General features: G+C 51.5%; 17 protein-coding genes. 6 read left to right on the top strand and 11 right to left on the bottom strand.

Annotation, left to right across the window (positions count from 1 at the left end; genetic code table 11):
• Nucleotides 1–85: 85 nt before the first annotated feature.
• The 5 genes from H1A11_RS05875 to H1A11_RS05895 form a co-directional block, all read right to left on the bottom strand.
• The gene (locus tag H1A11_RS05875) at nt 86–3,307 is read right to left on the bottom strand and encodes a glycoside hydrolase family 2 TIM barrel-domain containing protein (protein ID WP_181757879.1); all 3,222 of its coding nucleotides are present in this window, start codon (nt 3,305–3,307) and stop codon (nt 86–88) included.
• Between the two features lie 8 nt (nt 3,308–3,315).
• Nucleotides 3,316–4,203, bottom strand: coding sequence for an alpha/beta hydrolase (locus H1A11_RS05880; protein ID WP_119961900.1), 888 nt, complete (start codon nt 4,201–4,203; stop codon nt 3,316–3,318).
• 18 nt (nt 4,204–4,221) lie between these two features.
• Nucleotides 4,222–6,213: an OPT family oligopeptide transporter gene (locus H1A11_RS05885; RefSeq protein WP_117599522.1), complete on the bottom strand. Its 1,992-nt coding sequence runs from the start codon at nt 6,211–6,213 to the stop codon at nt 4,222–4,224.
• A gap of 182 nt (nt 6,214–6,395) precedes the next feature.
• On the bottom strand, nt 6,396–6,791 hold the full coding sequence (locus tag H1A11_RS05890) for a DUF1573 domain-containing protein (RefSeq protein ID WP_117599729.1): 396 nt from the start codon (nt 6,789–6,791) through the stop codon (nt 6,396–6,398).
• A 91-nt stretch (nt 6,792–6,882) separates the two neighbouring features.
• Nucleotides 6,883–7,590 (bottom strand): precorrin-2 C(20)-methyltransferase, encoded by a 708-nt coding sequence (locus tag H1A11_RS05895; RefSeq protein WP_171030463.1) that lies wholly within the window; start codon nt 7,588–7,590, stop codon nt 6,883–6,885.
• 123 nt (nt 7,591–7,713) lie between these two features.
• Between H1A11_RS05895 and H1A11_RS05900 the strand changes: the two genes are divergently transcribed.
• The 6 genes from H1A11_RS05900 (at nt 7,714) to H1A11_RS05925 (ending at nt 14,055) form a co-directional block, all read left to right on the top strand.
• Nucleotides 7,714–8,571, top strand: a complete 858-nt coding sequence (locus H1A11_RS05900) for a helix-turn-helix domain-containing protein (protein WP_035448396.1) — start codon at nt 7,714–7,716, stop codon at nt 8,569–8,571.
• 90 nt (nt 8,572–8,661) lie between these two features.
• Nucleotides 8,662–9,252, top strand: coding sequence for a DUF417 family protein (locus H1A11_RS05905; protein ID WP_119961903.1), 591 nt, complete (start codon nt 8,662–8,664; stop codon nt 9,250–9,252).
• A gap of 214 nt (nt 9,253–9,466) precedes the next feature.
• Nucleotides 9,467–10,636, top strand: a complete 1,170-nt coding sequence (locus H1A11_RS05910; protein WP_119961904.1) for an ABC transporter substrate-binding protein — start codon at nt 9,467–9,469, stop codon at nt 10,634–10,636.
• Complete coding sequence (locus H1A11_RS05915; protein ID WP_034529853.1) at nt 10,636–11,673, top strand: iron ABC transporter permease; 1,038 nt, start codon at nt 10,636–10,638, stop codon at nt 11,671–11,673. Before H1A11_RS05910 ends, H1A11_RS05915 begins: the two co-directional genes overlap by 1 nt.
• Nucleotides 11,666–12,685: an ABC transporter ATP-binding protein gene (locus H1A11_RS05920; RefSeq protein WP_117599526.1), complete on the top strand. Its 1,020-nt coding sequence runs from the start codon at nt 11,666–11,668 to the stop codon at nt 12,683–12,685. The genes H1A11_RS05915 and H1A11_RS05920 overlap by 8 nt, the downstream gene beginning before the upstream one ends.
• On the top strand, nt 12,682–14,055 hold the full coding sequence (locus H1A11_RS05925; protein WP_117599527.1) for an MATE family efflux transporter: 1,374 nt from the start codon (nt 12,682–12,684) through the stop codon (nt 14,053–14,055). The genes H1A11_RS05920 and H1A11_RS05925 overlap by 4 nt, the downstream gene beginning before the upstream one ends.
• A gap of 81 nt (nt 14,056–14,136) precedes the next feature.
• On the opposite strand, the gene H1A11_RS05930 is transcribed toward H1A11_RS05925, so the two are convergent.
• From H1A11_RS05930 to H1A11_RS05955, 6 genes are all read right to left on the bottom strand, one after another.
• Nucleotides 14,137–14,817 (bottom strand): outer membrane beta-barrel protein, encoded by a 681-nt coding sequence (locus H1A11_RS05930; protein ID WP_117599528.1) that lies wholly within the window; start codon nt 14,815–14,817, stop codon nt 14,137–14,139.
• On the bottom strand, nt 14,814–16,709 hold the full coding sequence (gene cbiD / locus H1A11_RS05935) for a cobalt-precorrin-5B (C(1))-methyltransferase CbiD (RefSeq protein WP_181757880.1): 1,896 nt from the start codon (nt 16,707–16,709) through the stop codon (nt 14,814–14,816). The genes H1A11_RS05930 and cbiD overlap by 4 nt, the downstream gene beginning before the upstream one ends.
• A 32-nt stretch (nt 16,710–16,741) precedes the next feature.
• Nucleotides 16,742–18,595, bottom strand: coding sequence for a precorrin-4 C(11)-methyltransferase (gene cobM, locus H1A11_RS05940; RefSeq protein WP_181757881.1), 1,854 nt, complete (start codon nt 18,593–18,595; stop codon nt 16,742–16,744).
• Between the two features lie 11 nt (nt 18,596–18,606).
• On the bottom strand, nt 18,607–19,875 hold the full coding sequence (gene cbiE / locus H1A11_RS05945; RefSeq protein ID WP_181757882.1) for a precorrin-6y C5,15-methyltransferase (decarboxylating) subunit CbiE: 1,269 nt from the start codon (nt 19,873–19,875) through the stop codon (nt 18,607–18,609).
• 99 nt (nt 19,876–19,974) lie between these two features.
• Nucleotides 19,975–21,384 (bottom strand): precorrin-3B C(17)-methyltransferase, encoded by a 1,410-nt coding sequence (cobJ, locus tag H1A11_RS05950; RefSeq protein WP_057098097.1) that lies wholly within the window; start codon nt 21,382–21,384, stop codon nt 19,975–19,977.
• A gap of 99 nt (nt 21,385–21,483) precedes the next feature.
• Entirely contained in the window at nt 21,484–22,383 is a 900-nt protein-coding gene (locus H1A11_RS05955; RefSeq protein ID WP_005829381.1) for an AraC family transcriptional regulator, read from the bottom strand.
• Nucleotides 22,384–22,520: the final 137 nt, after the last annotated feature.

Genomic DNA, 22,520 nt, shown 5'->3' on the forward strand with positions numbered 1-22,520 from the left:
TGATTATTATTGTTCTTGAACGTAAAAAGGATGCAGCAAATTTACTACATCCTTTTTATAAAAGCTTAATCCGGAGGGATTAAATTCAATATTGCCGGATTAAATATTTATAATCCTCCTTTTTATCGAACGGAACAAGGGAGAAACCGTATTCAATGGCGTTCTCTTTGCCCGGACGAATCAGATAGGGCTCATGGGCGGTTGCGCCCCAACTGTCGTCTCCACCGACACCCATCATGCGGTAATCAATGAACAAATCGACCATCTTTTCCGGCAGAGGGTCGGTGAGGTGGCGGTGATGGGTCTTTTCGGTACGCGGAGCGCTGTTGTCAATCGTATCGCCGCTGTCCATACTTTCCAGGGGATAGTTGGAGGTGTTCAGCTCAAAGGTGCGGTCGGCGATGAGCAGCAAACCACGTTGCGTCTTATCGGTAAGGGCGCACCAATAGATGTCCGTGCGATGGTTGTTCTCCTGTGGGCGGACATACGGCTCGTACATATCCTTGACCGGGATGGCGTACTCTCCGATGAACTGGGAGGTACGGCGGTCTCGGTAATTCTCTTTCGGACCGCGACCGTAGTAGGTCAAGTCTGTAAAGCTTTCCGGCAACTGCATCCGCAGGCCCACACGCGGTATCATCGGAGCTTGGTCTCCTTCGGCCACGAACCGGTTGTCTACCTTGATGACTCCGCTGGCATATATCTTATAGGTGATGTCCCAACGGGCATCTGTCTGTGGAAAACGGTAGGTCACCTTTATTGTCGTGGCATTGCTGCCCGGAGTCACTTGGAAACTTTCGGCTTTTGGTTCTTGATAGCTTGCCTCTTTCCAGGCTTTGAGGCGGACGGGGAGGTTGGCTCCATAATCATTGTCCGTCGGTGCACGCCAGAAGAATGGGCGGGGACCTTGACCGTTCAGTATGTACTCGTGCTTCTTGTATAAATAGGAGGTGAGCAGACCGCTTTGCTTGTCGAAGGTGGCTTTGAAGTCGGGACCGGAGAACGCCACCAAATTTCCCTCTTCCTTAGAAGTGGCGGGCTGCTGTGCCGTAGCCTCTTTCTTGTAGAAAGTATGGACGTAGGTCTGTTCGCGTGCGATGACCGTGCCGGCCGGGAGGAAAGGCTCTGCCGTCTTGATGGCTGCATAGAACTCGATACGCACATCTCCCGTTGTCTGTTTCTCTTTGGGTATGCCGTTCAGGAAGCCGGTGGTTACCGTCTTGCCCGGTGCGGCATGGATATTTTCAATCTTGCCACGGTAGACTTCCTTTCCGTGGTCGCGGATGATGTAGTAGAAGTCGTACTTGTCGAGATTGGTGAAGGAGAAATCATTGCGGATTTTCACGGTGGAAGTCTGCTTGTCGAAATCAAGGAACTTGATGTTCTGGTATACTTTTCCCATCTCTTCTGTCTGCGGCTTGACACTGCGGTCGGGGTATACCACGCCGTTGATGCAGAAATTGCCGTCGGAGGGCGTGCCGTTCTCGCCATAATCGCCGCCATAGGTCCAGTATTTACGGTCGTCGTCTGTCTTGGCGGCAAAGCCCTGGTCTACCCAGTCCCAGATACAGCCGCCCTGGAGGATAGGATATTTCTCGATGATGTCCCAGTAGTCCTGGAAGTTGCCGAGGCTGTTGCCCATGGCATGGGCATACTCGCAAAGAATGAGGGGACGCGTCATCTCCTTGTTCCGGGCATACTTTTCCAGATAGGAAGGGGAAGCGTACATCGGGCAGTAGATGTCCGTATTCCATTCCAACAGTGCGCGTTCATACTGGATGGGACGACTGTCGAGCGTCTTCAAGGTGTTGTAGGTAACGTAGAAATTCAATCCGTTTCCGGCTTCGTTGCCCAGCGACCAGATGATGACTGACGGATGGTTCTTGTCCCGTTCGTACATATTCATGGTACGGTCGAGGTGGGCATTCATGAAGAGCGGATTGTTTCCCAGCGTGCCGCCTACACGCAGGTCGTAACCCATGCCGTGGCTTTCTATATTGGCTTCGTCGATGACGTAGATACCATATTCGTCACAGAGTTCGTAGAAACGTTCCTGCTGGGGATAGTGACAGGTGCGGACGGTATTGACATTGTATCTCTTCCAAAGCTCGAAATCTTTCTTCATCAGTTCTTCGGAGACATAGTGACCGGTATTCTCGTTGTGTTCGTGATAGTTCACGCCTTTCACGAGGATAGGTTGTCCGTTTACCAACAGTTGCTTGTCCTTGATTTCCACTGTACGGAAACCTACTTTGCAGCTTGTCGCTTCAATCACATCTCCGTTCGGGCGCTTCAAGCTGACGACGAGGGTATAGAGGTTGGGCGTTTCGGCTGTCCATTGCAGGGGTTCCTGGATGGTCTTCTTGGTGAATTCCACTTCCGTTTGGTCACCGCTGACCTGAGTAGAGGACTGGGCTATCTGCTGGTCGTTCTTGTCCAGCAGGCGGTAACCAACGACAAATGGGGCGTTTTGTCCGCTTTCATTGGTAAACTGCACCTTTACCTTGAGGATACCGTTCCGGTAGTTGTCGTCCAGAGGAGCTTCCACCTTGAAGTCTGTGAGATGGATTTGAGGCTGGGCATATAAGTAAATGTCCCGTTCGATACCACTGATGCGCCAGAAGTCCTGGCATTCCAGATAGTTGGCATCGGAAAAGCGGTGTATCTGAATGGCAATGACATTCTTCCCTTTCTTGGCAATGGCGCTGACGTTGAAACGCGCCGGAGTCTTTGCATCTTTACTCATGCCTACAAACTTGCCGTTAAGGTAGTAGAAGGCTGCCCCGCGTACACCGTCGGCACTCAGGAAAATCTCCTTATCGTCCCAGTCTCCCGGAAGGGTGAACTCGCGGCGATAGGTGCCGGTGGGATTCCATTCCTTGGGAACGTACGGAGGGTTGGGCTTGTCCCAATAAGGAGGATAGCCCGAAGAACAGAACTCATAGGGATGGTTCACGTAGATGGGCGTGCCGAATCCTTGCAACTCCCAGTTTCCGGGTACATTGATGTCCGGCCAGCGGCTGGCGTCCACACGGTCCATCATGAAGTCCGTGGGGCGGTCGGCGAAGTTTTCCACATAATGGAATTTCCATTTCCCGTTAAGGGACAAGCGGAAGGTTCCGTTCTTGCGGTCATTGATGACGGCATCGGCCTCCGTGACGTAGGAGGTGAACGTGCTGCGGGCAGGCTCCCGGTTGATGCTTGTCAGCTTGGGGTTGGTAATCTCTTCGTAGCGATTGTTCTCCTGAGCAGTCAGGGCAAAGGGAAAAGCTGCGAGGCAAGTGAGTAAAAAATACTTTTTATTCATAATTGCTTTTATTTCTTTGTGGTAGGTTCAGAGACCGGGAATACGAGCCCTTCACGCAACCACTTCTCCAGTTCTTCCGTCCATTGACGCTTGTAGGTGAAGTTGTCCCGGAATCCCCAGCCATGTCCGCCGGTAGGGTAGGCATGCAGGCTGGCAGGCACTTTGTGGTCACGCAAGGCGAGGAAATAGCCAATGCCGTTGATGGGTGGCACTGCGTCGTCGTCCGAAGAAAGCATGATAAAAGCCTGCGGAGTGCGTGGGGACACTTGTCTTTCGAGGGAGTATTTTTGTTCCAGCTCCTGAGATGGATTTTCTCCGATAAGGTTCTGGCGGGAACCTCCATGGGTAACGCCTTTCTGCATGGAAATCACCGGATAGAACAAGATCTGGAAGTCGGGACGGGTTTTGTCACTGCTGTATAGTGTGGCAAGCGAAGCTGCCAGATGGCCGCCGGCAGAAGCGCCCATGATGCCTACGCGCTGAGGATTGACACCCCATTCAGCGGCATGTTTGCGTACCATGCGGATGGCTTGTTCGGCATCGGAAAGGGGCACTTCATGGTGCCCGTTGGGCATACGGTATTTCAGTACTGCATAGGTGATGCCTTGTGTGTTGAACCAGGGAGCCATGTCGTGTCCCTCGTGCTTCATGGCCAGCCCTCCGTAGCCACCTCCCGGACACATGATGATGGCCATGCCGTTGGGGTGGGAGGCAGGATACACCGTAAGGGTAGGGGTGGTGACATCGGACACCCATTCGTTGTTATGGTTCTGTCCGGAATTGGTCAGTTCGTTGTTATTGGGGGCACCGTTGGGCCATAGGGGCAGCTCAACGGGCTTTTGTGCAGATAACATGGTCGTTGCAAATAGAAAAGATAAAAGTAGAATCTTTTTCATGTTCTTGGTATTTAAAGGTTATTTGGTTTTCATGGAAGCTTTGATGAGGTAGAATATCAGAATGGCATAAGCACCCAGCGCCAGCACTTCAGACCAAGTGTTTTGCAACCATGCATCGTTCACGAGGTTGATTCCTCCGAAGCGCATGGCAGCGCTTACCACGCCCATCAATGCACCGCCGGCAATGAAACCGGAGGCAAGCAGTGTGCCTTTTTCCCCGCGTTCGGCATTGAGAGCGGCATCCTTGCTGCGGCTGGTCACGTACCAGTTGACGGCACCGCCCACTACTAACGGGACATTCAGTTCCAATGGGATGAACATACCCAATGCAAATGCCAGTGCGGGAATCTTGCAGAAGTTGAGGATGACGGCCAGCACTGCACCGATGCCGTAGAGCAGCCAAGGAGCACCCACACCGTTCATCAGAGGTTCGATAACGGCTGCCATGGCATTGGCCTGCGGAGCGGCCAGTTGTCCGCTGGTGAAACCGTATGTCTTGTTCAGGATAATCATTACACCACCTACGGTAGCGGCAGAAACGATGGTTCCGAGGAACTTCCAGGTCTCCTGCTTGGCAGGCGTGCTACCCAGCCAGTAACCGATTTTCAAGTCTGTGATGAAGCCTCCCGCCATGGACAGTGCCGTACATACAACACCACCCATCACCAGTGCCGCAACCATTCCTCCGGGACCTTTCAACCCTACGGCTACCATGACTACGGATGCCAGAATCAATGTCATCAGCGTCATTCCGGATACGGGATTTGTGCCCACAATCGCAATGGCATTGGCTGCCACGGTGGTGAACAGGAAAGCGATACCTGCTACCAGCAGGATGGCTACAATGGTATGTGTCAGGTCACCTTGCATCACATCGAAGTAGAAGAACAGAACAACCAGCAGCAATGTGATGATGGAGCCGATGGCGATAATCTTCATGGAGATGTCTCGTTGCGTGCGCTTCACGCTGGTCTCTACATTGGATTTACCGCCCATTTCCTTGGCAGCCAGCCCTACGGCGCTCTTAATGATGCCCCAGGACTTGATAATGCCGATGATACCTGCCATGGCTATACCACCGATACCGATGCTCTTGGCATAGTATTTGAAAATATCTTCCGGAGCCATAGCGCCTACGGTTGCTGTGATTTCGGGGTTCCATTGGTTCAGTACGGAGTCTCCCCAAATCATGGACATACCGGGGATGATAATCCACCATACGGCCAGCGAACCGGCACAGATGATGGACGCGTATTTCAGTCCCACGATATAGCCCAGACCGAGCACAGCAGCACCCGTATTAACCTTGAATACCAGCTTGGCTTTCTCGGCCAGCATTTCGCCGAGGCCGCATACGCGGGTAGTGAAATTCTCGTTCCACCAGCCGAAGGTTGCCACGATGAAGTCGTATAGACCACCGATGATACCTGCCATGAGTAATGGTTTTGCCTGGCTGCCGCCCTTTTCACCGGAGACGAGCACTTGTGTGGTGGCTGTTGCTTCGGGGAAGGGATACTTGCCGTGCATGTCGCTCACGAAATATTTACGGAAGGGGATAAGGAAGAGAATACCCAGCACACCTCCCAGCAGAGAGCTGATAAAGACTTGTGCAAAGGTAACAGTGATTTCTTTCGGATAGGTTTCCTGAAGGATATAAAGCGCCGGAAGGGTGAAGATGGCACCTGCCACGATGACGCCAGAACTGGCACCGATAGACTGGATAATGACGTTTTCGCCCAATGCGTTCTTGCGTTTGGCGGCACCTGATACGCCGACGGCAATGATGGCGATGGGGATGGCGGCTTCGAATACTTGCCCCACCTTTAGCCCCAGATAGGCGGCTGCGGCCGAAAAGAGAATGGCCATCAGAATACCCCATGTCACCGACCAGGCATTTACTTCTGAATACTTCTTGTCCGGGCTCATCAGAGGGTTGTACACTTCTCCCGGTTTCAGTTCACGGAACGCATTTTCCGGCAAGCCGGTGATTGGTTCTTCTTCTTGTTTCATAGGTTTTGTAGTTTTATGTTTTTCTTTAATAGACTTCAAAGATAGTGCAAACCGAATGCTGGATAAAATGAGCAAGCTCATTATTATTCTGCTGAGGTGCAGCCTATCTTCGCATTTTAGGCAAAGAAAGCAAAAAAAAAGGAGATTTAAAAAAATCTCCTTAATTCTGTATGGTAAAATGCTTATTTGGCATCTTTAGCGGTCATGTCCCCTTCGATAAACAATCGCATGATTTCCGTTTTGGCATTGGTGCGCAGGGTGATGGATTTCTTGAAGTGTCCGGGGTATCTTCCGGTTCCATTATAGGTTACTTTCACTGTTCCTGTCTTTCCCGGTGCTATCGGTTCTTGTGAATATTCGGGAACGGTACATCCGCAGGAAGCTACAGCTTGATGGATGACAAGCGGAGCATCGCCTACGTTCGTAAACTTAAAGGTGTAGCTGACTACCGGACTGTTTTCGGAGAATGTGCCGAAGTTGTGGGTGGTCTGTTCGAATTTGATGTCTGCCTTTCCTTGTGCATAGGCATAACCGATGCTCATAACCAGCATCATCATATAAAAAACGACTTTCTTCATGTTCTTATCTTTTTTATATTTCAACGGCGCAAAGGTAACCCATTTTCATTAAAATAATGCCTATGGTGTGCGAAATTGTATTAAATCGGGCTCAAAAGGCCTCTGGGCGAATGATAAGCAGGGAAAAATAGGGGAAGCGGATGGCCGCTATCCGCTTGCTGTCATTGATATACTTCTCTTCCGGAGTGCCAACATTCTCAAAATAGTGATACCGGTATTCGGGATGCAGGCGGATGCAGCGGTGAATCTCATCGGTGCATCTGGACAGCTTCATGATGACAACCGCACTGTTTTCGCTTGTCAGTCTTTCTATCTCTTCTGTCGTGACGATGCCGGGTATCACCGTCAGCCGTTCTTCCTGGCTGGCTACATGGAGCCCGCCCAATGCGCCGGCGGCAATGAAGGCGGGGATACCGGGGATGTGCTTCACGGGGATGCCGTCTGCCTGCAATTTGTCATATACATAGTGTATGGAAGAGTAGAATCCGGCATCTCCTTCGGCAACGATACAGACCTTCTTTCCTTGTTGCCGGAGGGTGGAGCTCTCCATATAGACCTCGTCGTAGGCGCTCAGGGCTTTTTCGCGCTGTTTGCTCATGGGGAGTGGAAAGCGGTGCACCGTGTTTTCCGGAATGTCGAGTTGCAATAGGATGTCGGCTGCGCGTGAAACTCTGTTTCCATCTTTGGCCAGTGTCTCGGGACAGAATATACAGTCGGCTGTCTGCAGGGCTTTCAAGCCTTTTACGGTAATCAGTTCCGGTTCGCCGGGACCGAGAGATACAAATATGACGGGGAACATTTGCATGAAGACATTAAAGGTTAAAAATTAAAGAACAGCAAAACGGCTACAAAAGTGGGGAAATAATCAGTAGCAAACAAGATATTCGCTATCTTTGTTATTTACTAAAACAATCTGTTTTTTATGGATTATCAACTGAACACCCGCTTGAATGGCAACATAGCCATGACTTCCAGCTACCATGAGCGTGCGTCGCTGCAACGTGACAAGACTCTGTATAAATTCATTTGGGTACAGAGCGGTACGCTCACTCTGGAAATAGACCATATCTCCATGCGCTTGGAAAAGGACGAAATCGTGACCTTGACCCCGTTGCATCACCTGGAGGTAAAAGAGGTGGACGGTGAATACCTGACGTTTGTATTCAACAGCAATTTTTATTGCATCTATGGACATGACAACGAGGTCTCTTGCAACGGATTCCTTTTTTATGGCTCTTCCAAGGTGATGAGACTGGCGCTTTCTGCCGGGCAGTCTTCCAACCTGCATGACATAGTCCGCATTTTCCGGCAGGAATCGGTCATTCATGACAATCTGCAGGAGGAGATGCTGCGCATTGTCTTGAAACGTTTCATCATTACCTGCACACGCATTGCGCGCCAGCTTTTCGGGGTGGGGCAGGAGAAGGAAAAGACGTTTGACATCATCCGACAGTATTATGTGCTGGTGGACCGGCACTTCAAGGAGAAGAAGCAGGTGCAGGATTATGCCGATATTCTTTGCCGTTCTCCCAAGACACTTTCCAATCTGTTCTCGGCCTGCGGGTTGCCTTCCCCGTTGCGGGTGATTCATGAGCGCATTGAGGCGGAAGCCATGAGACTGCTGTTGTATACCCGCAAGAGCGCCAAAGAAATCAGCTCCATTCTGGGCTTTGAAGACTTGCCCGCGTTCAGCCGTTTTTTCAAGAAAATGACCGGCGAGAGTGTCTCGGACTACCGGAAAAGAGTGAAACGGGAAGAATTGCCAACTGTTGCGGAATAATTGCCATTTCGTACGTGGTGGAAAACAAGGAACTTTGCAAAAACAAAAATCAAGTCATATTACTGAAACCATTTAAAAAGTAGAACAAAGATGAAAACGAAATTGCAAAACTTGTTTATGGCTGCGTTGACGCTGGCCGCTTCCACTCAAAAGTTGGGTGTTAATTTGATCCGTGTAGCTATCCTGGTTATTTTCGTATGGATTGGTGGATTGAAATTCTGGAATTATGAGGCTGAAGGGATTGTTCCTTTTGTGGCGAACAGCCCGTTCATGAGCTTCTTTTATACAAAGAATGCCCCGGAGTACAAGGAGTATAAGCTGAAAGAGGGTGAGTTCAATGAGGTGAAACATCAGTGGCACGTGGAGAACAATACGTATGGTTTCTCCCAAGGTCTGGGCATTCTGATTATGACCATCGGCATTCTGACATTTCTGGGGATATTCTCTCCGAAAATCGGACTGGCGGGAGCCGCACTGGCCATTGTCATGACAATAGGTACCCTCTCTTTCCTGGTGACAACCCCTGAAGTGTGGGTACCCGACTTGGGAAGCGGGGAGCACGGCTTTCCGTTGCTGACGGGGGCAGGGCGCTTGGTCATCAAGGATACGGCCATTCTTGCCGGTGCCATTGTCGTACTGTCTGACAGTGCAAAAAGAGTATTGAACCAATTAAGGAAATAGACGTATGAAACCGGAAGCACGCAAGAAGGGATTGAATATAAGAGGCAACAAACTGCCGGTCTTTACACATCCCAGCATGAGTGAAGCACTGAATGACCTGATGGGCTTTTAAAGATTATTTAGGCACAATATCCGTCAATTTGCAGGAAGAGCATTTGCGTATCTCCCCAAAAATGACGAATATTGTGCCCGAATTCTATAAACCCTGATAATCATGATCCGGATATCTGCCATAGGCATTGCACTGCTGTGCGCTTTATGCGTAACCTCTTGCAGTTCAAAATCAAAACAGACTTCTACAGCATCCTCTTCAGAAAAGAGTCATTTGCCAGTTGCGGCAGATACGGCGGCTGCCATTGTCCCGCTTTATGCTAAAGGCTATACGGTGAAGTACTTGCCGGACCATGTCCGCCTAGTGGATATACACGACCCTCAGAAAGAAAATGGCAACACCTTTCATTACGCACTGGTACCGAAAGGCATAAAACCCGCCGGTGTACCAGATGATTATACGGTGATAGAAACGCCGGTGGAGCACGTCATGTGTATGACATCTCTGCAACTTTCCAACTTCATCCGTCTGGATGCCTGCGATTGTGTGGTGGGTATCACCAGTACGCGCCATCTCTTCAACAAGGAGATGAACGACCGTTTGAAGTCCGGCGAGACTGTGAAGATTGGTATCGAAGGGAACTTTGATAATGAAGTGATAATGAGCATGAATCCGGATGTTATCTTTATCTCTCCTTTCAAGCGGGGCGGGTATGATGCCATGCGGGAAATAGGCATCCCACTGGTTCCCCATTTGGGGTACAAGGAGATGACCCCGTTGGGGCAGGCCGAATGGATAAAATTCATCGGCATGTTCATTGGCCGGGAAGTGGAGGCGAATGAAAAGTTTGCTGCGATAGAGAAGCGCTATAACGAATTGAAGGAACTGGCTGCCAATGTGAAGAAGCGTCCGGTGGTATTCAGCGGCGAGATACGGGGTGGCAACTGGTATGCAGTGGGAGGAAAGAGCTTTCTTGCCGAACTGTTCCGTGATGCCGGTGCGGATTATTTCTTGAAAGACGACCCCCGTTCGGGAGGTGTTACGCTGGACTTTGAAACCGTATACAGCCAGGCAGAGAGTGCCGACTACTGGCGCATTGTCAACAGCTACGACGGGACATTCACGTATGATGCCTTGAAGTCCCTCGATCCGCGTTATGCCGACTTCCGTGCGTTCCGCGAGAAGGGAGTGGTATACTGCAATATGCGCGAGAAACCCTTCTACGAAAGTATGCCCATGCAGCCCGAAATAGTATTGGAAGACCTGATACATGCTTTCCATCCCGATTTGTTGCCCGACTATAAACCGACTTACTACGAACTGCTGAAATGATAAAAAGACCCGTACTTCCGTTGATGTTGCTGACACTGGCATCTATCTTTCTTTTTTTCCTGCTGAACCTGCTTTTGGGGTCGGTTCACATTCCTCTGCGCTCTGTGTGGAATATATTGTGGGGAAATACGGATGAATCCGTTATTTGGCAGAATATCATCTGGAAGTCCCGCGTGCCCCAGGCGTTGACGGCATTGGTGGCGGGAGCAGGGCTGTCAGTCAGCGGTCTGCAGATGCAGACGGTGTTCCGCAATCCGCTGGCAGGGCCTTCGGTATTGGGCATCAGTTCAGGTGCCAGCCTGGGTGTGGCTTGTGTGGTGTTGCTGTCCGGGGCGATGGGCGGTGTGGCGTTGAGCCGTTTGGGGTATATGGGCGAGGTTGCCTTGTCGGTTGCCGCCATTATCGGTGCGCTGGCTGTGATGGCACTCATTGTCTACGTCTCCCAGAAGGTGAAGGGTAACGTGACGCTGCTGATAATCGGTGTGATGATAGGCTATGTGGCAAGTGCCGTCATCGGCGTATTGAAATATTTCAGTGTGGAGGAAGATATACGTGCATATGTCATTTGGGGATTGGGTAGCTTTGCCCGTGTCTCGGGCGACCAGATGGTGCTGTTTGTCTGCATCATGGCTGTGCTGCTTCCGTTGTCCTTCCTGCTGATAAAGACGATGAATCTGTTGCTGCTGGGCGATGGCTATGCACGCAATCTGGGACTGAACATCAAGCGGGCACGCCTGCTGGTTATTTCATGCTCCGGTGTGCTGGTGGCGATTGTAACGGCCTATTGCGGTCCGATAATGTTTATCGGATTGGCGGTTCCTCATTTGTGTCGTGCCATCTTCCACTCTTCGGACCATCGGGTGCTGATGCCTGCCACATTGCTGGTAGGCGCTTCCCTGGCATTGGTCTGCAATCTGATAGCCCGTATGCCCGGCTTCGAGGGAGCTTTGCCGGTAAACTCGGTGACGGCACTGGTAGGTGCGCCGGTAGTGGCTTCTGTACTTTTTAGAAAACGGAAAGGAGAATTGAATGAATAAGGAAACCATACATATAGAGAATCTTTCCATCGGTTACCCCGGTAAGGAGGATGTGAAAGTGGTGGCAGACGGCATTTGCGCCAGAATCAACAGTGGTGAGCTGACTTGCTTGTTGGGAGCTAATGGAGTGGGGAAGTCCACGCTGCTCCGTACGTTGTCCGCCTTCCAGCCTAAACTTGGAGGAAACATATTTATTGAAGGAAAAGAGATAGGGGACTATACCGACAAGCAGCTTTCGCGCGTCATCAGTGTGGTGCTGACAGAGAAGTGCGATATACGCAATATGTCCGTCGTAGAACTGATAGGTCTGGGGCGCAGCCCCTACACCGGTTTCTGGGGAACTCTTTCGAAAGAGGACAAGACTGTGGTGGACAAATCCATCGCCTTGGTAGGCATTCCCCATCTGGCACACCGCATGGTGCATACGCTGAGTGACGGTGAACGGCAGAAGGTGATGATAGCCAAGGCGCTCGCCCAGGAAACTCCCGTCATCTATCTGGATGAACCGACAGCTTTCCTCGATTTTCCCAGTAAAGTAGAGATGATGCAACTGCTTCACCAGCTCAGCCGGCAAACGGACAAGACGATTTTTCTTTCTACCCATGACCTGGAACTGGCCCTGCAGATAGCGGACAAAATATGGTTGATGGACAAGGCGAACGGAGTGACCATCGGCACGCCCGAAGACCTATCGCTAAACGGCAGCTTGAGCAATTTCTTTGCCCGTAAGGGTATTGCCTTTGATTTGGAAACGGGACTGTTCAGGGTAGCCAATGAATATACCTCCCAGATACGCTTGGCGGGTCACGGACAGAAGTATGCCATGGTGCGCAAGGCATTCCAGAGAAACGGGATTCTGGCAAACCGGAATGTTGAATCGGAGATCTATATCGAAACCGGAGATTTGAAGGGAGACGGCAGCTTCGTGTTCCATCGGCCGGGTAAGGAGCCGGTAACGGTGTACTCCATTGAGGAATTGCTTCAAATAGTTTTGTCATTCCATTCACTATGATACATCATTCTACAAAAGATAATTATGTCCACTTGACGACGGCTCCGGTCCCCCGGCTGATTACGTCATTGGCTGTGCCAACCATCATCAGCATGCTGGTGACGTCCTTCTACAACATGGCAGATACCTATTTTGTGGGTAAAATAAATACCCAGTCTACGGCTGCCGTAGGTATCGTGTTTTCTGTGATGTCCATTATCCAGGCTGTGGGATTTTTCTTCGGTCATGGTTCGGGGAACTACATCTCCCGTAAGTTAGGGGCGCAGGAAACGGTGGATGCCGAGAAGATGGCATCCACCGGCTTCTTTTTTGCCTTGTTTGTCGGGGCGGTTCTGGCTGTGTTGGGATTGCTGTTCCTTACACCGCTTTCCCTTGCTTTGGGGTCAACGCATACCATTCTTCCGTATACGGAGCGCTATTTGGAAATCATTCTGCTGGGGACTCCTTTTATGACCGCCTCATTGGTGCTGAATAACCAAATACGCTTTCAAGGTAATGCGGCGTATGCCATGGTGGGGATTGTGAGTGGAGCGGTCATTAACGTGGTGCTCGATCCTATCCTGATTTTTGTATGCGATATGGGCATATCCGGTGCCGCACTTGCCACGGTAATCAGCCAGATATGCAGTTTCATCCTTCTTTTATGTATGGGGCGCAGAGGAGGGAATATACGTATACGTTACAGAAACTTTACGCCTACACTGGCTTTCATCAAGGAAATTATCGGGGGTGGAACTCCGTCACTCACCCGCCAGGGACTGGCAAGCGTGGCAACCATTTTGCTGAACGTGGCGGCCGGTGCGTATGGTGACGCAGCTATTGCAGGGATGTCCATTGTGACGCGTATCTCTATGTTCATCAATGCTTTCCTGATTGGTTTCGGACAAGGCTTCCAACCGGTATGCGGATTCAATTATGGTGCCGGGCTGTATGCTAGAGTGCGCCAGGGATTCTGGTTCTGTGTGAAGGTAGGCTTTTTCTTTTTGTTGGTTTGTGCGGTGGCAGGTATGGGATATGCCGAGGAGATTGTCTCTATCTTCCGCAAGGGAGACCCTGCTGTTGTAGCTACCGGTGCGGCAGCATTGCGCTGGCAGTTCATCACTTATCCGTTGGGTGCATGGATTGTGGTCAGCAACATGATGCTGCAGACGATCCGCAAGCCCGTACGCGCTACGATACTTTCCTCTGCCCGTCAAGGGCTGTTCTTCATCCCCCTCATCTTCATTCTTCCTTATTTCTTAGGACTGAAAGGGGTGGAAATGTGCCAGGCGGCGTCGGACATGCTGACCTTCTTCCTCGCCATTCCATTGACCTGCGGGGTGCTGGCGGAGATGAAGAGGAAGGAGGCGGAACAACTGCAACAGCGGTAGTCTTGAGTATCTTATTCAATGCTTACGGGACTATCAGTTGCCGCTTTACTTTATCGAGGGGAGCTGCATGGTATTCGATGCCTACGGATACCAGAACCGGTACCCCAGCGTGAAGAATGCGGCGAAGTTCTTGGGGAAATATCCTCCTTCTTCCGAATAGTCTATCATCTGGTTTATCTGCTCATTGATTTTTACCAGTCCCACCTGCATCTCTGTACCGATGATGAATCTTCTGTATTCAAAAGTAAGTCCCAGGGCAATACCTGCATCGAAACGGTTGTTACCCATTTTCCCGTCTACCATGCTGCCGAAAGTGTCTATCTTGAACTGGTATCCTCCCTGCATACTACTGCTGCTATAATCGTAGGTCTCGCCGGAGGTCTTGCCTGCCACGCCTATGGCCGCATAAGGGCCGACGCTCAGCGAGGCATGATAATCCCTGCCCAGATGGAGGCGGGCCCCTATCATGAGGGGGATTTGCAGATACAGTTCATGCATTTTGGCCTTGCCGATTTGGCTTATCTCGTCTTTACCGCCGATGGACACGAACTCCAATGCGGATTGCAGCACCAAGGTCTTGTTGAGGACATATTCTGCACCGACACCAGCTTTGTAAGCTATTTGGGTGTCACTGCTGGAGTGTTTCCCATGAAAATGGGAGGTACCGATTCCAGCTTTTGCATGAAAGGACAGCGGGCTTTGTGCCAGACCGGTCAGTACGGTCATTGCCATACAGACGGTAATGATTATCTTCTTCTTCATGAGTAAATTTTTCCGTTTTCGGTTATGAGTAATACTGTTAGTTCGCCATTGGGCAGCAAGGGGGTACAGTGCCGGTGACAGAGCTCAATCAGTGCCTTGCCAAACTTTTCCAGCAGCTCTTCGGGAATGATGTCCCAGAGTTCGCGCGCCAGGTTCATCTGTCCGATGGCGGCAAGTGTTTCTTCGCTGCATCCCGTCTGGCGTGCCAGGTCTTGGATGAATTCCTTGTTCATGGTCACTTTCTTGCTGTGGGTATCCAGATTGCCTTCGGCCAGTTTCACGGCCTTTCCCATCATCACGCCGAGGGTGACGTGCGGTACTTGCTCTTCGGCTGCTATTTTCAAGGTTTCGCCGATAAAGTTGCCGTAATGTACGAAAGCCTGGGCAGGGAGGTCGGGATAATACGCCTTGATGAAACGTTCGCTCTTTGCGCCGGAGCTGATGACGATACGAGGGCTCCGGGTCGCCTTTGCCACTTCCATGGACTTCCGGATGGAATTGACGAAGGCTTCCGAGGAGAATGGCTTCACGATGCCGGAGGTCCCGATAATGGAAATGCCTCCTTCGATACCGAGGCGGGGATTGAAGGTGCGTTTGGCTATCTCTTCTCCACCGGGGATGGAGATGGTAATGAGAATAGGACTGGGCTGTTTGGCAATATGGAGGCGTTCAAGACATAGCTTGACGTTCTTCTTTATCATTTCGCGTGGGGTGTCGTTGATGGCAGAGCTACCGAGCTCAAGTCCCAAACCGGGCATGGTGACGACACCTACGCCTTCGCCGCCGCAGACGATGATGTTGTAGTCATCCTGGGGAGTGTCTTCCGGCAGCGGGTCGTCTGTGCGGAAAGGTACGGCTATATTGGCCACAACTTTCATCCCGTTGGTGATGTCCGGGTCGTCGCCGGCATCCTTGATGACGGTAGCGCTTGTCTCGAACATGCCGTCGCCGTTTTCCAGAAGGTCGGAGTGGGGAATATGGTGCTGCGGCTCTACGGGAACCTGGATGGTTTCTCCGTTGGGGAGGACTACCGGAAATTCCGTAGGACGCTTTTTGAAGTAGATATTGAATACATCCCAGGTGGCGGCTACGGCGGCAGCGGCGGCACATGTTCCGGTGGTCAGTCCGCTGCGCAGGGGGAAGAAGTCGGGTAAATGTTTCTCGACTATGCGGCGCAGACCGTGCTCACCGTTTACACAGATAAACTTGCCGGATGTCTTGGGGCGGCAGATGGCAAAGATGCGTATACCCAGTTGCCGGGCAGCTTCCACCTTCTCGCAGAATCCGCCGGACATTCCGCTCTCTTTGAGGAGGATGGCTTCGGGATGAAGCTGTTTCATCAGGACTTGCTCGTCTTCTCCGGGCGTGTAGTAGTAAAGGTTCTTCTCGGAGAAGCCCTGTTCCCGGGCGAGCTTGCGCGAGCTGTCGCGGTCGAGGATGCGGAAGTAACAGCAGGCATTCTGCCACAAAGGTTTCAGTTTGCCTATGGTCTGTACGCCGGTCAGTGCAAGTAAGATGAAAATCTTTTCTTTCTGTATCTTCTCGATGGCATCGTCATAATCCCTGCACCAGATGATGTGTTCCTCATCGCGTTCCGGGAAGATACGCTCGAAACGGATGACGGGGATATTCGATTCCACAGAGACTTGTTCCAGAGTCTCATGTAGCTGTGTGGCAAAGGGGTGCGCGGCGTCTATCAGCAGCTTTATGTGATGCTGTGCACAGAATGTTTCTATTTCTATTGCATCCATCGCGCCTTGCAGGCGGATGCCATTATGCAGAAGTACGTCCTGCTCATCCCCTTTGGTAGAATAGTAGAAAGTTTTTCCGGCTTCTTCAAGGGTTTGGATGGCTATGCGTCCTTCGGTGGTTCCGCCAAATATTAATATCATGTTTGAATGTTTATGGGTGATTAATCGTTGATTTATTTCCGGTACAGATGTTTGAACTCGTGTGCATAGAGCCGTGACAGACCTTCACGGTTGCCGATGGCTTCGCCTACGACAATCATGGTTGTCAAGGTGAGGTTATTTTCCTTCACTATCCTGGCAAGGTCTTTGAGTTCCCCCCTAAATATTTGTTCGTCTTTCCATGTCAAGTGATAGCAGACAGCTACAGGGGTAGTTTCCGGATATTCCTGCAACAGTTCTTCCTGCACCTGCTCCGCAATGCTTGCACTGAGGAAGATGCACATGGTACTTTGTGAGCGTGCCATGAGATGTAGCTTTTCGCGTTCGGGCATGGGCGTGCGTCCTTCTCCGCGTGTTAGGATGATGCTTTGCACTTTTTCCGGAATGGTGAACTGCGACTTCAAGGCAGCTGCCGCCGCCTGGAAGGAGGATATGCCGGGGGTGATGTGGTAGCTCATATCGTGCCGGTCAAAGTAGTTCATCTGTTCCTGAATGGCACCATAGATACATGGGTCACCCGTATGCAGGCGTACGATGAATTTTCCCTTGTCATAGAACTTCTTCATCACTTCAAATTGTTCTTCCAAATCCATGGAAGCGGAGCTGAGTACGGTAGCCCCGGCCTTGGCACAGAGAGTCAGCTCCCTGGGAACGAGACTGCCGGCATACAGAATGAGGTCGGCGCGTTCCAGCATTTGGCGTCCGCGTACGGAAACCAGGTCCGGGTCGCCCGGGCCGGCACCCACTATTTCGATGTGGCCCTGGCGCACAGTTCTTATGTCGAGGGCGGCGGCCACGGTATAGTTCTCTCCTTTCTTCTTGGGCACCAGCAGCCGGGAGTTGTTTGCACTCAGCAAGGCGGCGGCTTCGCTGACGCTGGGGGTGCCCATGTGCTTCATGACGGTTTTGCTGGGATGGGGCACCTCTATCTCTGCCAGTTCCTCGGCTGTATAGAAGTAGACCGGGAACTTCTTTTGGAGCGCTTTCACTACCGGTTCGTCACTTTTGGCTTTAATCGTGGAGATGGAGGCGATGCTTTGGGGCATGATACCGTATTCCTTCAGCGTGTTCATAATCTCTTTCTCCACTTTCCGCACAGGGCCTGCCAGCCGGGCAAGGCCGATGCCGAGGTGTACGACACAAGGCACGTAGCATATCATAGGCATTTCCGGGAAGTTGGGGACTTGGGGAGATACGCACAGAATCAGTTTGAAGCGTGAAGGGTTGATGTCCTGCACCCGGTAGAATACTTCTACATGAGGCGGCAGGTGCGCCTCCATCCAGTCCGTGCCTTCATTGCGCACCGTGAGCAACAGGGCGGTGGGCTTGCCGGAAACGAAGAGGCTGATATGCTCGTTCATGCATACTCTTTTTTTCTCTTCGGGCGTCTTGGCAAGTTCTGCCAGCAGGAGGGTGGAGGGTTCGGCGTTGATGACCGGAAACCACCCGAAACGTTGGGGCAGGGTATCGAGTCCCCATAGACCGGTGCAGTCGCTTTGCGTGGTGACTACCGGTTCGGCCCCGAGGATATTCGCTACCTGGTGGGTCAGTTCGTTGGCTCCTCCGATGTGTCCGGAAAGTACGGAGATGGCAAATTTACCGGTACTGTCCACGCAAACCACGGCAGGGTCGGTATATTTGTTCTTCACGCAAGGAGCGATGGTGCGGACACAGATTCCCATGGCGCCAATGAAGATAAAGGCATCATAGCGGTTGAAGTTTTCCGCCGTAAATTTGCCGGCAGATTCTATATGTGTGCATCCCTCTTCGTGCCTGAGGGTGAAGATTTCGGAGTCGGGAAGTTCGTTGAGCAGTGATTGGGCTATGCTCAAACCGGCTTCGGAGATTAGAATAATAGCTGTTTTCATAATGGGTATGTTTAAGAAAGCGTGGCTTTCATAATTTCAATGGGGTTATATTCGTTCAAGGCGATGTGGGTGGAAGGGTGGAGCACCATTCCGTTCCGCTCGATTCCTCGGAGGAACGCCTCCTTGCTTTCTGCCGATACGGAGTTGAAGACGATGCAGCCTTCGGGGTGCAGCACTTGTTTCACTTTCTCTATCATTTCCCTCAGATGTCCGCCGTGTCCACCGATGAAGACGGCATCGGGGCGGGCAAAGGGAGTGAGGTCGGTGTGCAGGAAATCTCCGGTTATCGCCGTAATACCCGGCGCGCCGAAGCGGCGGGAGTTGGTGTCCATCAACTCTTTTCCTTCGGGGCGTATCTCGAAGGAGATGACGGCGAGATGGGGGAATTGCAGGCGGGCTTCGATGGAGACGGAACCGGTACAGAAACCGATGTCCCAGAAAACGCGGCGGCGGTTCAGTTCCAATGCCTGCAGGGTGAGCAGGCGGATGGGAGCCTTGGTTATCATGCGGGCGCGTCCGTCAAGATGTGCAAACTCTTCATCGGGGATGCCGAAGGGACGGACTGGAAAGTCCGGGGCTTGTACGCTGCCGTGCAGGGAGTTTGTGCGGCATTGTCCGGGATGGCTGTCCAGCAGCAGGCAGTTGGGATGTTCGAAGTCGCCGGCAACCGCTTCCCGGGGTGTCATCCGGCGTATGCGTTCCTTTTCGGGATTGCCGAGATGCTCGCCGATGTATAGTGTGTAGTGGGAGTACCCGTATTCCAGCATGCGGGCGGCAATGGTGGCCGGGGTATGTTCGCGGTCGGTGAGGATGCCTATTTTGGGGGCACGCTCTATGAGGGCACGGTCGAACTCCTGCCAGGGGCGTCCTGTCAGGGAGACGGTGCGCATGTCGTCATACGGCATGACGAGGCGGTGTGCCAATGTCTGCAAGGAATTGAAAGCGGGATAGAGCAGAATGTCTGCCCCGGGAAGCTTGCGCTTTATGGTATTGGCAAAACCGAAGAACAACGGGTCGCCGGAAGCGAATACAATGATGGAGTCGTCCGTCGCCGTCTCTTCGAAGCGGGCAAATATTTCTTCATAACGGGAAAAGACGCGGTCCAGCGGTACGGTGATGGAAATCCATTCGGCCCCGGCAGGCAGCAGAGGACCGACAATCTCCTTATGCCGTATGCCACCGGAGAAGACCTTCCCCTTCCGTATCTGCGCCAGTGCTTCCGGTGGAAAGAAGGGGGAACGGTTGTCATCCATTCCTATGATTATAAATCTGTGTTTCATTCAACGGGTAATCTTATGAAAATATCAAGTAATGTAAAGGGGCATAACAAGTAATGTTATCGGTCGTAACAAGTAATGTTATGGAATGTCTCTTTTCACTTACACATCCCTGCCCGGGCGCAACTGCTCCGCATCGTTGTAGCACAACACGGAGTTCACCAGCGTGGCAGCCAAGTTGCTGCCTCCCTTACGTCCTTCTACGATAATCTTGGGTATTTCCGTAAAGGGTTTCACCATGTGTTTGGACTCCTGCACATGCACGAAGCCTACCGGTGCAGCAACAATGCCCGCCGGATGTGCCTTGCCCTTACGTATCAGGTCGCAGAGTTCCATAAGTGCCGTAGGTGCATTGCCGAATACAAAGAAAGCATCGGGATGCTCCTCCACAGCCAGGCGGATGCCTGCCTGGGTACGGGTGATGCCTTTCTCTGCAGCCATCGTCGCTGTGCGCAGGTCGCCAAGGTAACATTTCACCTCTACGCCCAGCCGCTGCAAAGCTCCTTTGCGGATACCGCTGGCTGCCATCGTGACGTCTGTGACAATGGTCTTGATTCCGCCTTTCTCGATGGCTTGATACAAGGAAGCCACGGCACCTTCGTCCGTATGCAGCAGATACTCCATTTCAAAATCGGCGGTGGTATGTATGGCATGGAGTAAAGCCCATTTATGGTCGAGGGGAATATGTTTGTTCTTCAGTTCCTTTTCGATGGTACGGAAACTGCGAATCATGATGTCTTGCCCGATGCCCGTGGCTTCGGTATTCGTGTCCCGGTAATAGCCGCGCGGAGTGATGAAGGCTCCGTTCCATTCGTAGGACTGTGAGTTGCCTATCAATATGACTGTAAACATATCCACCTCTTCGGGATTGAAATCTCCCAGCGTGGTGATGTGTACCGCTTGTTCCGGGCGTCCTGCCTGGCGTACATATCCCACGGGCGTTTCCGGTGAGCGTCCTTCCTGTAGAAAGAGTTCTTTCAAGCGGTAAAGCTGCCAGTAGCGTCCTTCACTTTTGGGGTTGTAGACTGCCGTCACGAAGTCGGCGGCAGCGGCTGCGATGATACGCCTTTCAATACGCTCCCAGGGAGTCATCAGGTCTGAAAGGGAGATGACACAGAAGTCATGTCCTACGGGAGCTCCCAGCAGTGAGGCTGCCTTCTGGAAAGCGCTGATGCCCGGCAGCGAAACGATTTCCACGTCGCTGTTCCTTTCCCGCTTCATCTCGTAGACAAGCGGCGTCATACCATAGATGCCCGCATCCCCGGAACTGATGACGCAGACCGTCTTTCCCTGCTCTGCCAGCTCGAAAGCCTGCTCGGCACGGGCGCGCTCACGCTTCATGCCGGTATCTATGCATGTTGTTGAGGGGTGGAGATAAGGGGTTACAAACTGGAAATAATACTTATATCCCACCACTACATCTGATTCTTGCAAAGCGGAAATTACGGCGGGAGTTATATCCGATTCATTGCCCGGTCCGATGCCGGCAACAATTATTTTGGGGTGTTTCATATCCATATGTTCTATTGGCATACAAAGATAGAACTTATATTTGATGAAACCGAAAAAACTCTGTGTTAATCCGCGTAATCTGTGGTGAATCCTTATTGTCTAAACCTGTAAGTGCCGGTATTCGCTCGGAGTATAGCCTACGTTCTTCTTGAACACGCGGTTGAAGTGCTGCGAATACTGGTATCCCAGCTCATAGGCAATCTGGCTGACCGTCTTCCCGCTTCCTATAATCATTTCTTTGGCCAGGTCGATGATTTTGTTCTGGATATATTCCTGCGCCGTCTTTCCGGTTTCCTTCTTCACCAAATCTCCGAAATAGTTGGAGGAGAGGAACACTTTGTCTGCGAAGTATTTCACGGAAGGCAGTCCTTCGGTCTGCGGTTTGTCGCTCTGGAAATAGTCGTCTATCAGTGCTTCGAATTTCATCAGGATATCTTTGTTGGCTGCCGAGCGGGTGATGAACTGGCGTTCGTAGAAACGCATGCAGTAGTCCAGCAGCAGTTCGATGTTGCGTGCAATCAGACCCTTGCTGTGCTTGTCGATGGGGCGTTGGATTTCCATCTTAATCTTCTTCAGACAGTCGAGGAAGATTTCTTTCTCGTCTTCGGACAAATGCAGTGCCTCGGTAGAGGAATAGGAAAAGAAGGAATACTGCTTTATTCCCTGTCCCAGCGAGGTGCCTTTTATCAAGTCGGGGTGGAACAGCAGGCCGGAGGCGCTGGGCTGCATACCTTCCAGCATGTTGACCTCGGTCACCTGGCCCGGGGCGAAGCTGGTTACTGTGCCTTCCTGGTAATCGTAAAACTGTTTTCCATAGCGTATATCTCCGCATTTGGTGTTTTTGAGGAAAAGGGCGTATACGCCATAGTTCAACGTGAAATGTCTGGGGTATCCGGTGGCTTCGGACAAGTCGACTACGCTGACCAGCGGGTGCAGGGTTTCGAGACCGAACATCTTGTTGTATTGGTCTACTGCATTGAGCTTGATTACTTCTTCCATAAACGTTCCTGTTAGTTTTGTACAAATGTAGAGAATAATCCGGAAAGTTCCATATCGCAGGAGGAGGAATCCGTAATATGGTTACAAATGTCCGTAATCTGTGTACATTGAAAAGAGCTACACCCTTTGTCCGGAAT

It is taken from the genome of Bacteroides sp. CACC 737 (assembly GCF_013874375.1).
In the GTDB taxonomy this organism is placed as follows: Bacteria; Bacteroidota; Bacteroidia; order Bacteroidales; family Bacteroidaceae; genus Bacteroides; species Bacteroides uniformis.

Bases quoted from the DNA above. Each gene is read 5' to 3' on its own strand.
- H1A11_RS05875 (WP_181757879.1), bottom strand. From the start codon at position 3,307: ATGAATAAAAAGTATTTTTTACTCACTTGCCTCGCAGCTTTTCCCTTT.
- H1A11_RS05880 (WP_119961900.1), bottom strand. From the start codon at position 4,203: ATGAAAAAGATTCTACTTTTATCTTTTCTATTTGCAACGACCATGTTA.
- H1A11_RS05885 (WP_117599522.1), bottom strand. From the start codon at position 6,213: ATGAAACAAGAAGAAGAACCAATCACCGGCTTGCCGGAAAATGCGTTC.
- H1A11_RS05890 (WP_117599729.1), bottom strand. From the start codon at position 6,791: ATGAAGAAAGTCGTTTTTTATATGATGATGCTGGTTATGAGCATCGGT.
- H1A11_RS05895 (WP_171030463.1), bottom strand. From the start codon at position 7,590: ATGTTCCCCGTCATATTTGTATCTCTCGGTCCCGGCGAACCGGAACTG.
- H1A11_RS05900 (WP_035448396.1), top strand. From the start codon at position 7,714: ATGGATTATCAACTGAACACCCGCTTGAATGGCAACATAGCCATGACT.
- H1A11_RS05905 (WP_119961903.1), top strand. From the start codon at position 8,662: ATGAAAACGAAATTGCAAAACTTGTTTATGGCTGCGTTGACGCTGGCC.
- H1A11_RS05910 (WP_119961904.1), top strand. From the start codon at position 9,467: ATGATCCGGATATCTGCCATAGGCATTGCACTGCTGTGCGCTTTATGC.
- H1A11_RS05920 (WP_117599526.1), top strand. From the start codon at position 11,666: ATGAATAAGGAAACCATACATATAGAGAATCTTTCCATCGGTTACCCC.
- H1A11_RS05925 (WP_117599527.1), top strand. From the start codon at position 12,682: ATGATACATCATTCTACAAAAGATAATTATGTCCACTTGACGACGGCT.
- H1A11_RS05930 (WP_117599528.1), bottom strand. From the start codon at position 14,817: ATGAAGAAGAAGATAATCATTACCGTCTGTATGGCAATGACCGTACTG.
- cbiD (WP_181757880.1), bottom strand. From the start codon at position 16,709: ATGATATTAATATTTGGCGGAACCACCGAAGGACGCATAGCCATCCAA.
- cobM (WP_181757881.1), bottom strand. From the start codon at position 18,595: ATGAAAACAGCTATTATTCTAATCTCCGAAGCCGGTTTGAGCATAGCC.
- cbiE (WP_181757882.1), bottom strand. From the start codon at position 19,875: ATGAAACACAGATTTATAATCATAGGAATGGATGACAACCGTTCCCCC.
- cobJ (WP_057098097.1), bottom strand. From the start codon at position 21,384: ATGAAACACCCCAAAATAATTGTTGCCGGCATCGGACCGGGCAATGAA.
- H1A11_RS05955 (WP_005829381.1), bottom strand. From the start codon at position 22,383: ATGGAAGAAGTAATCAAGCTCAATGCAGTAGACCAATACAACAAGATG.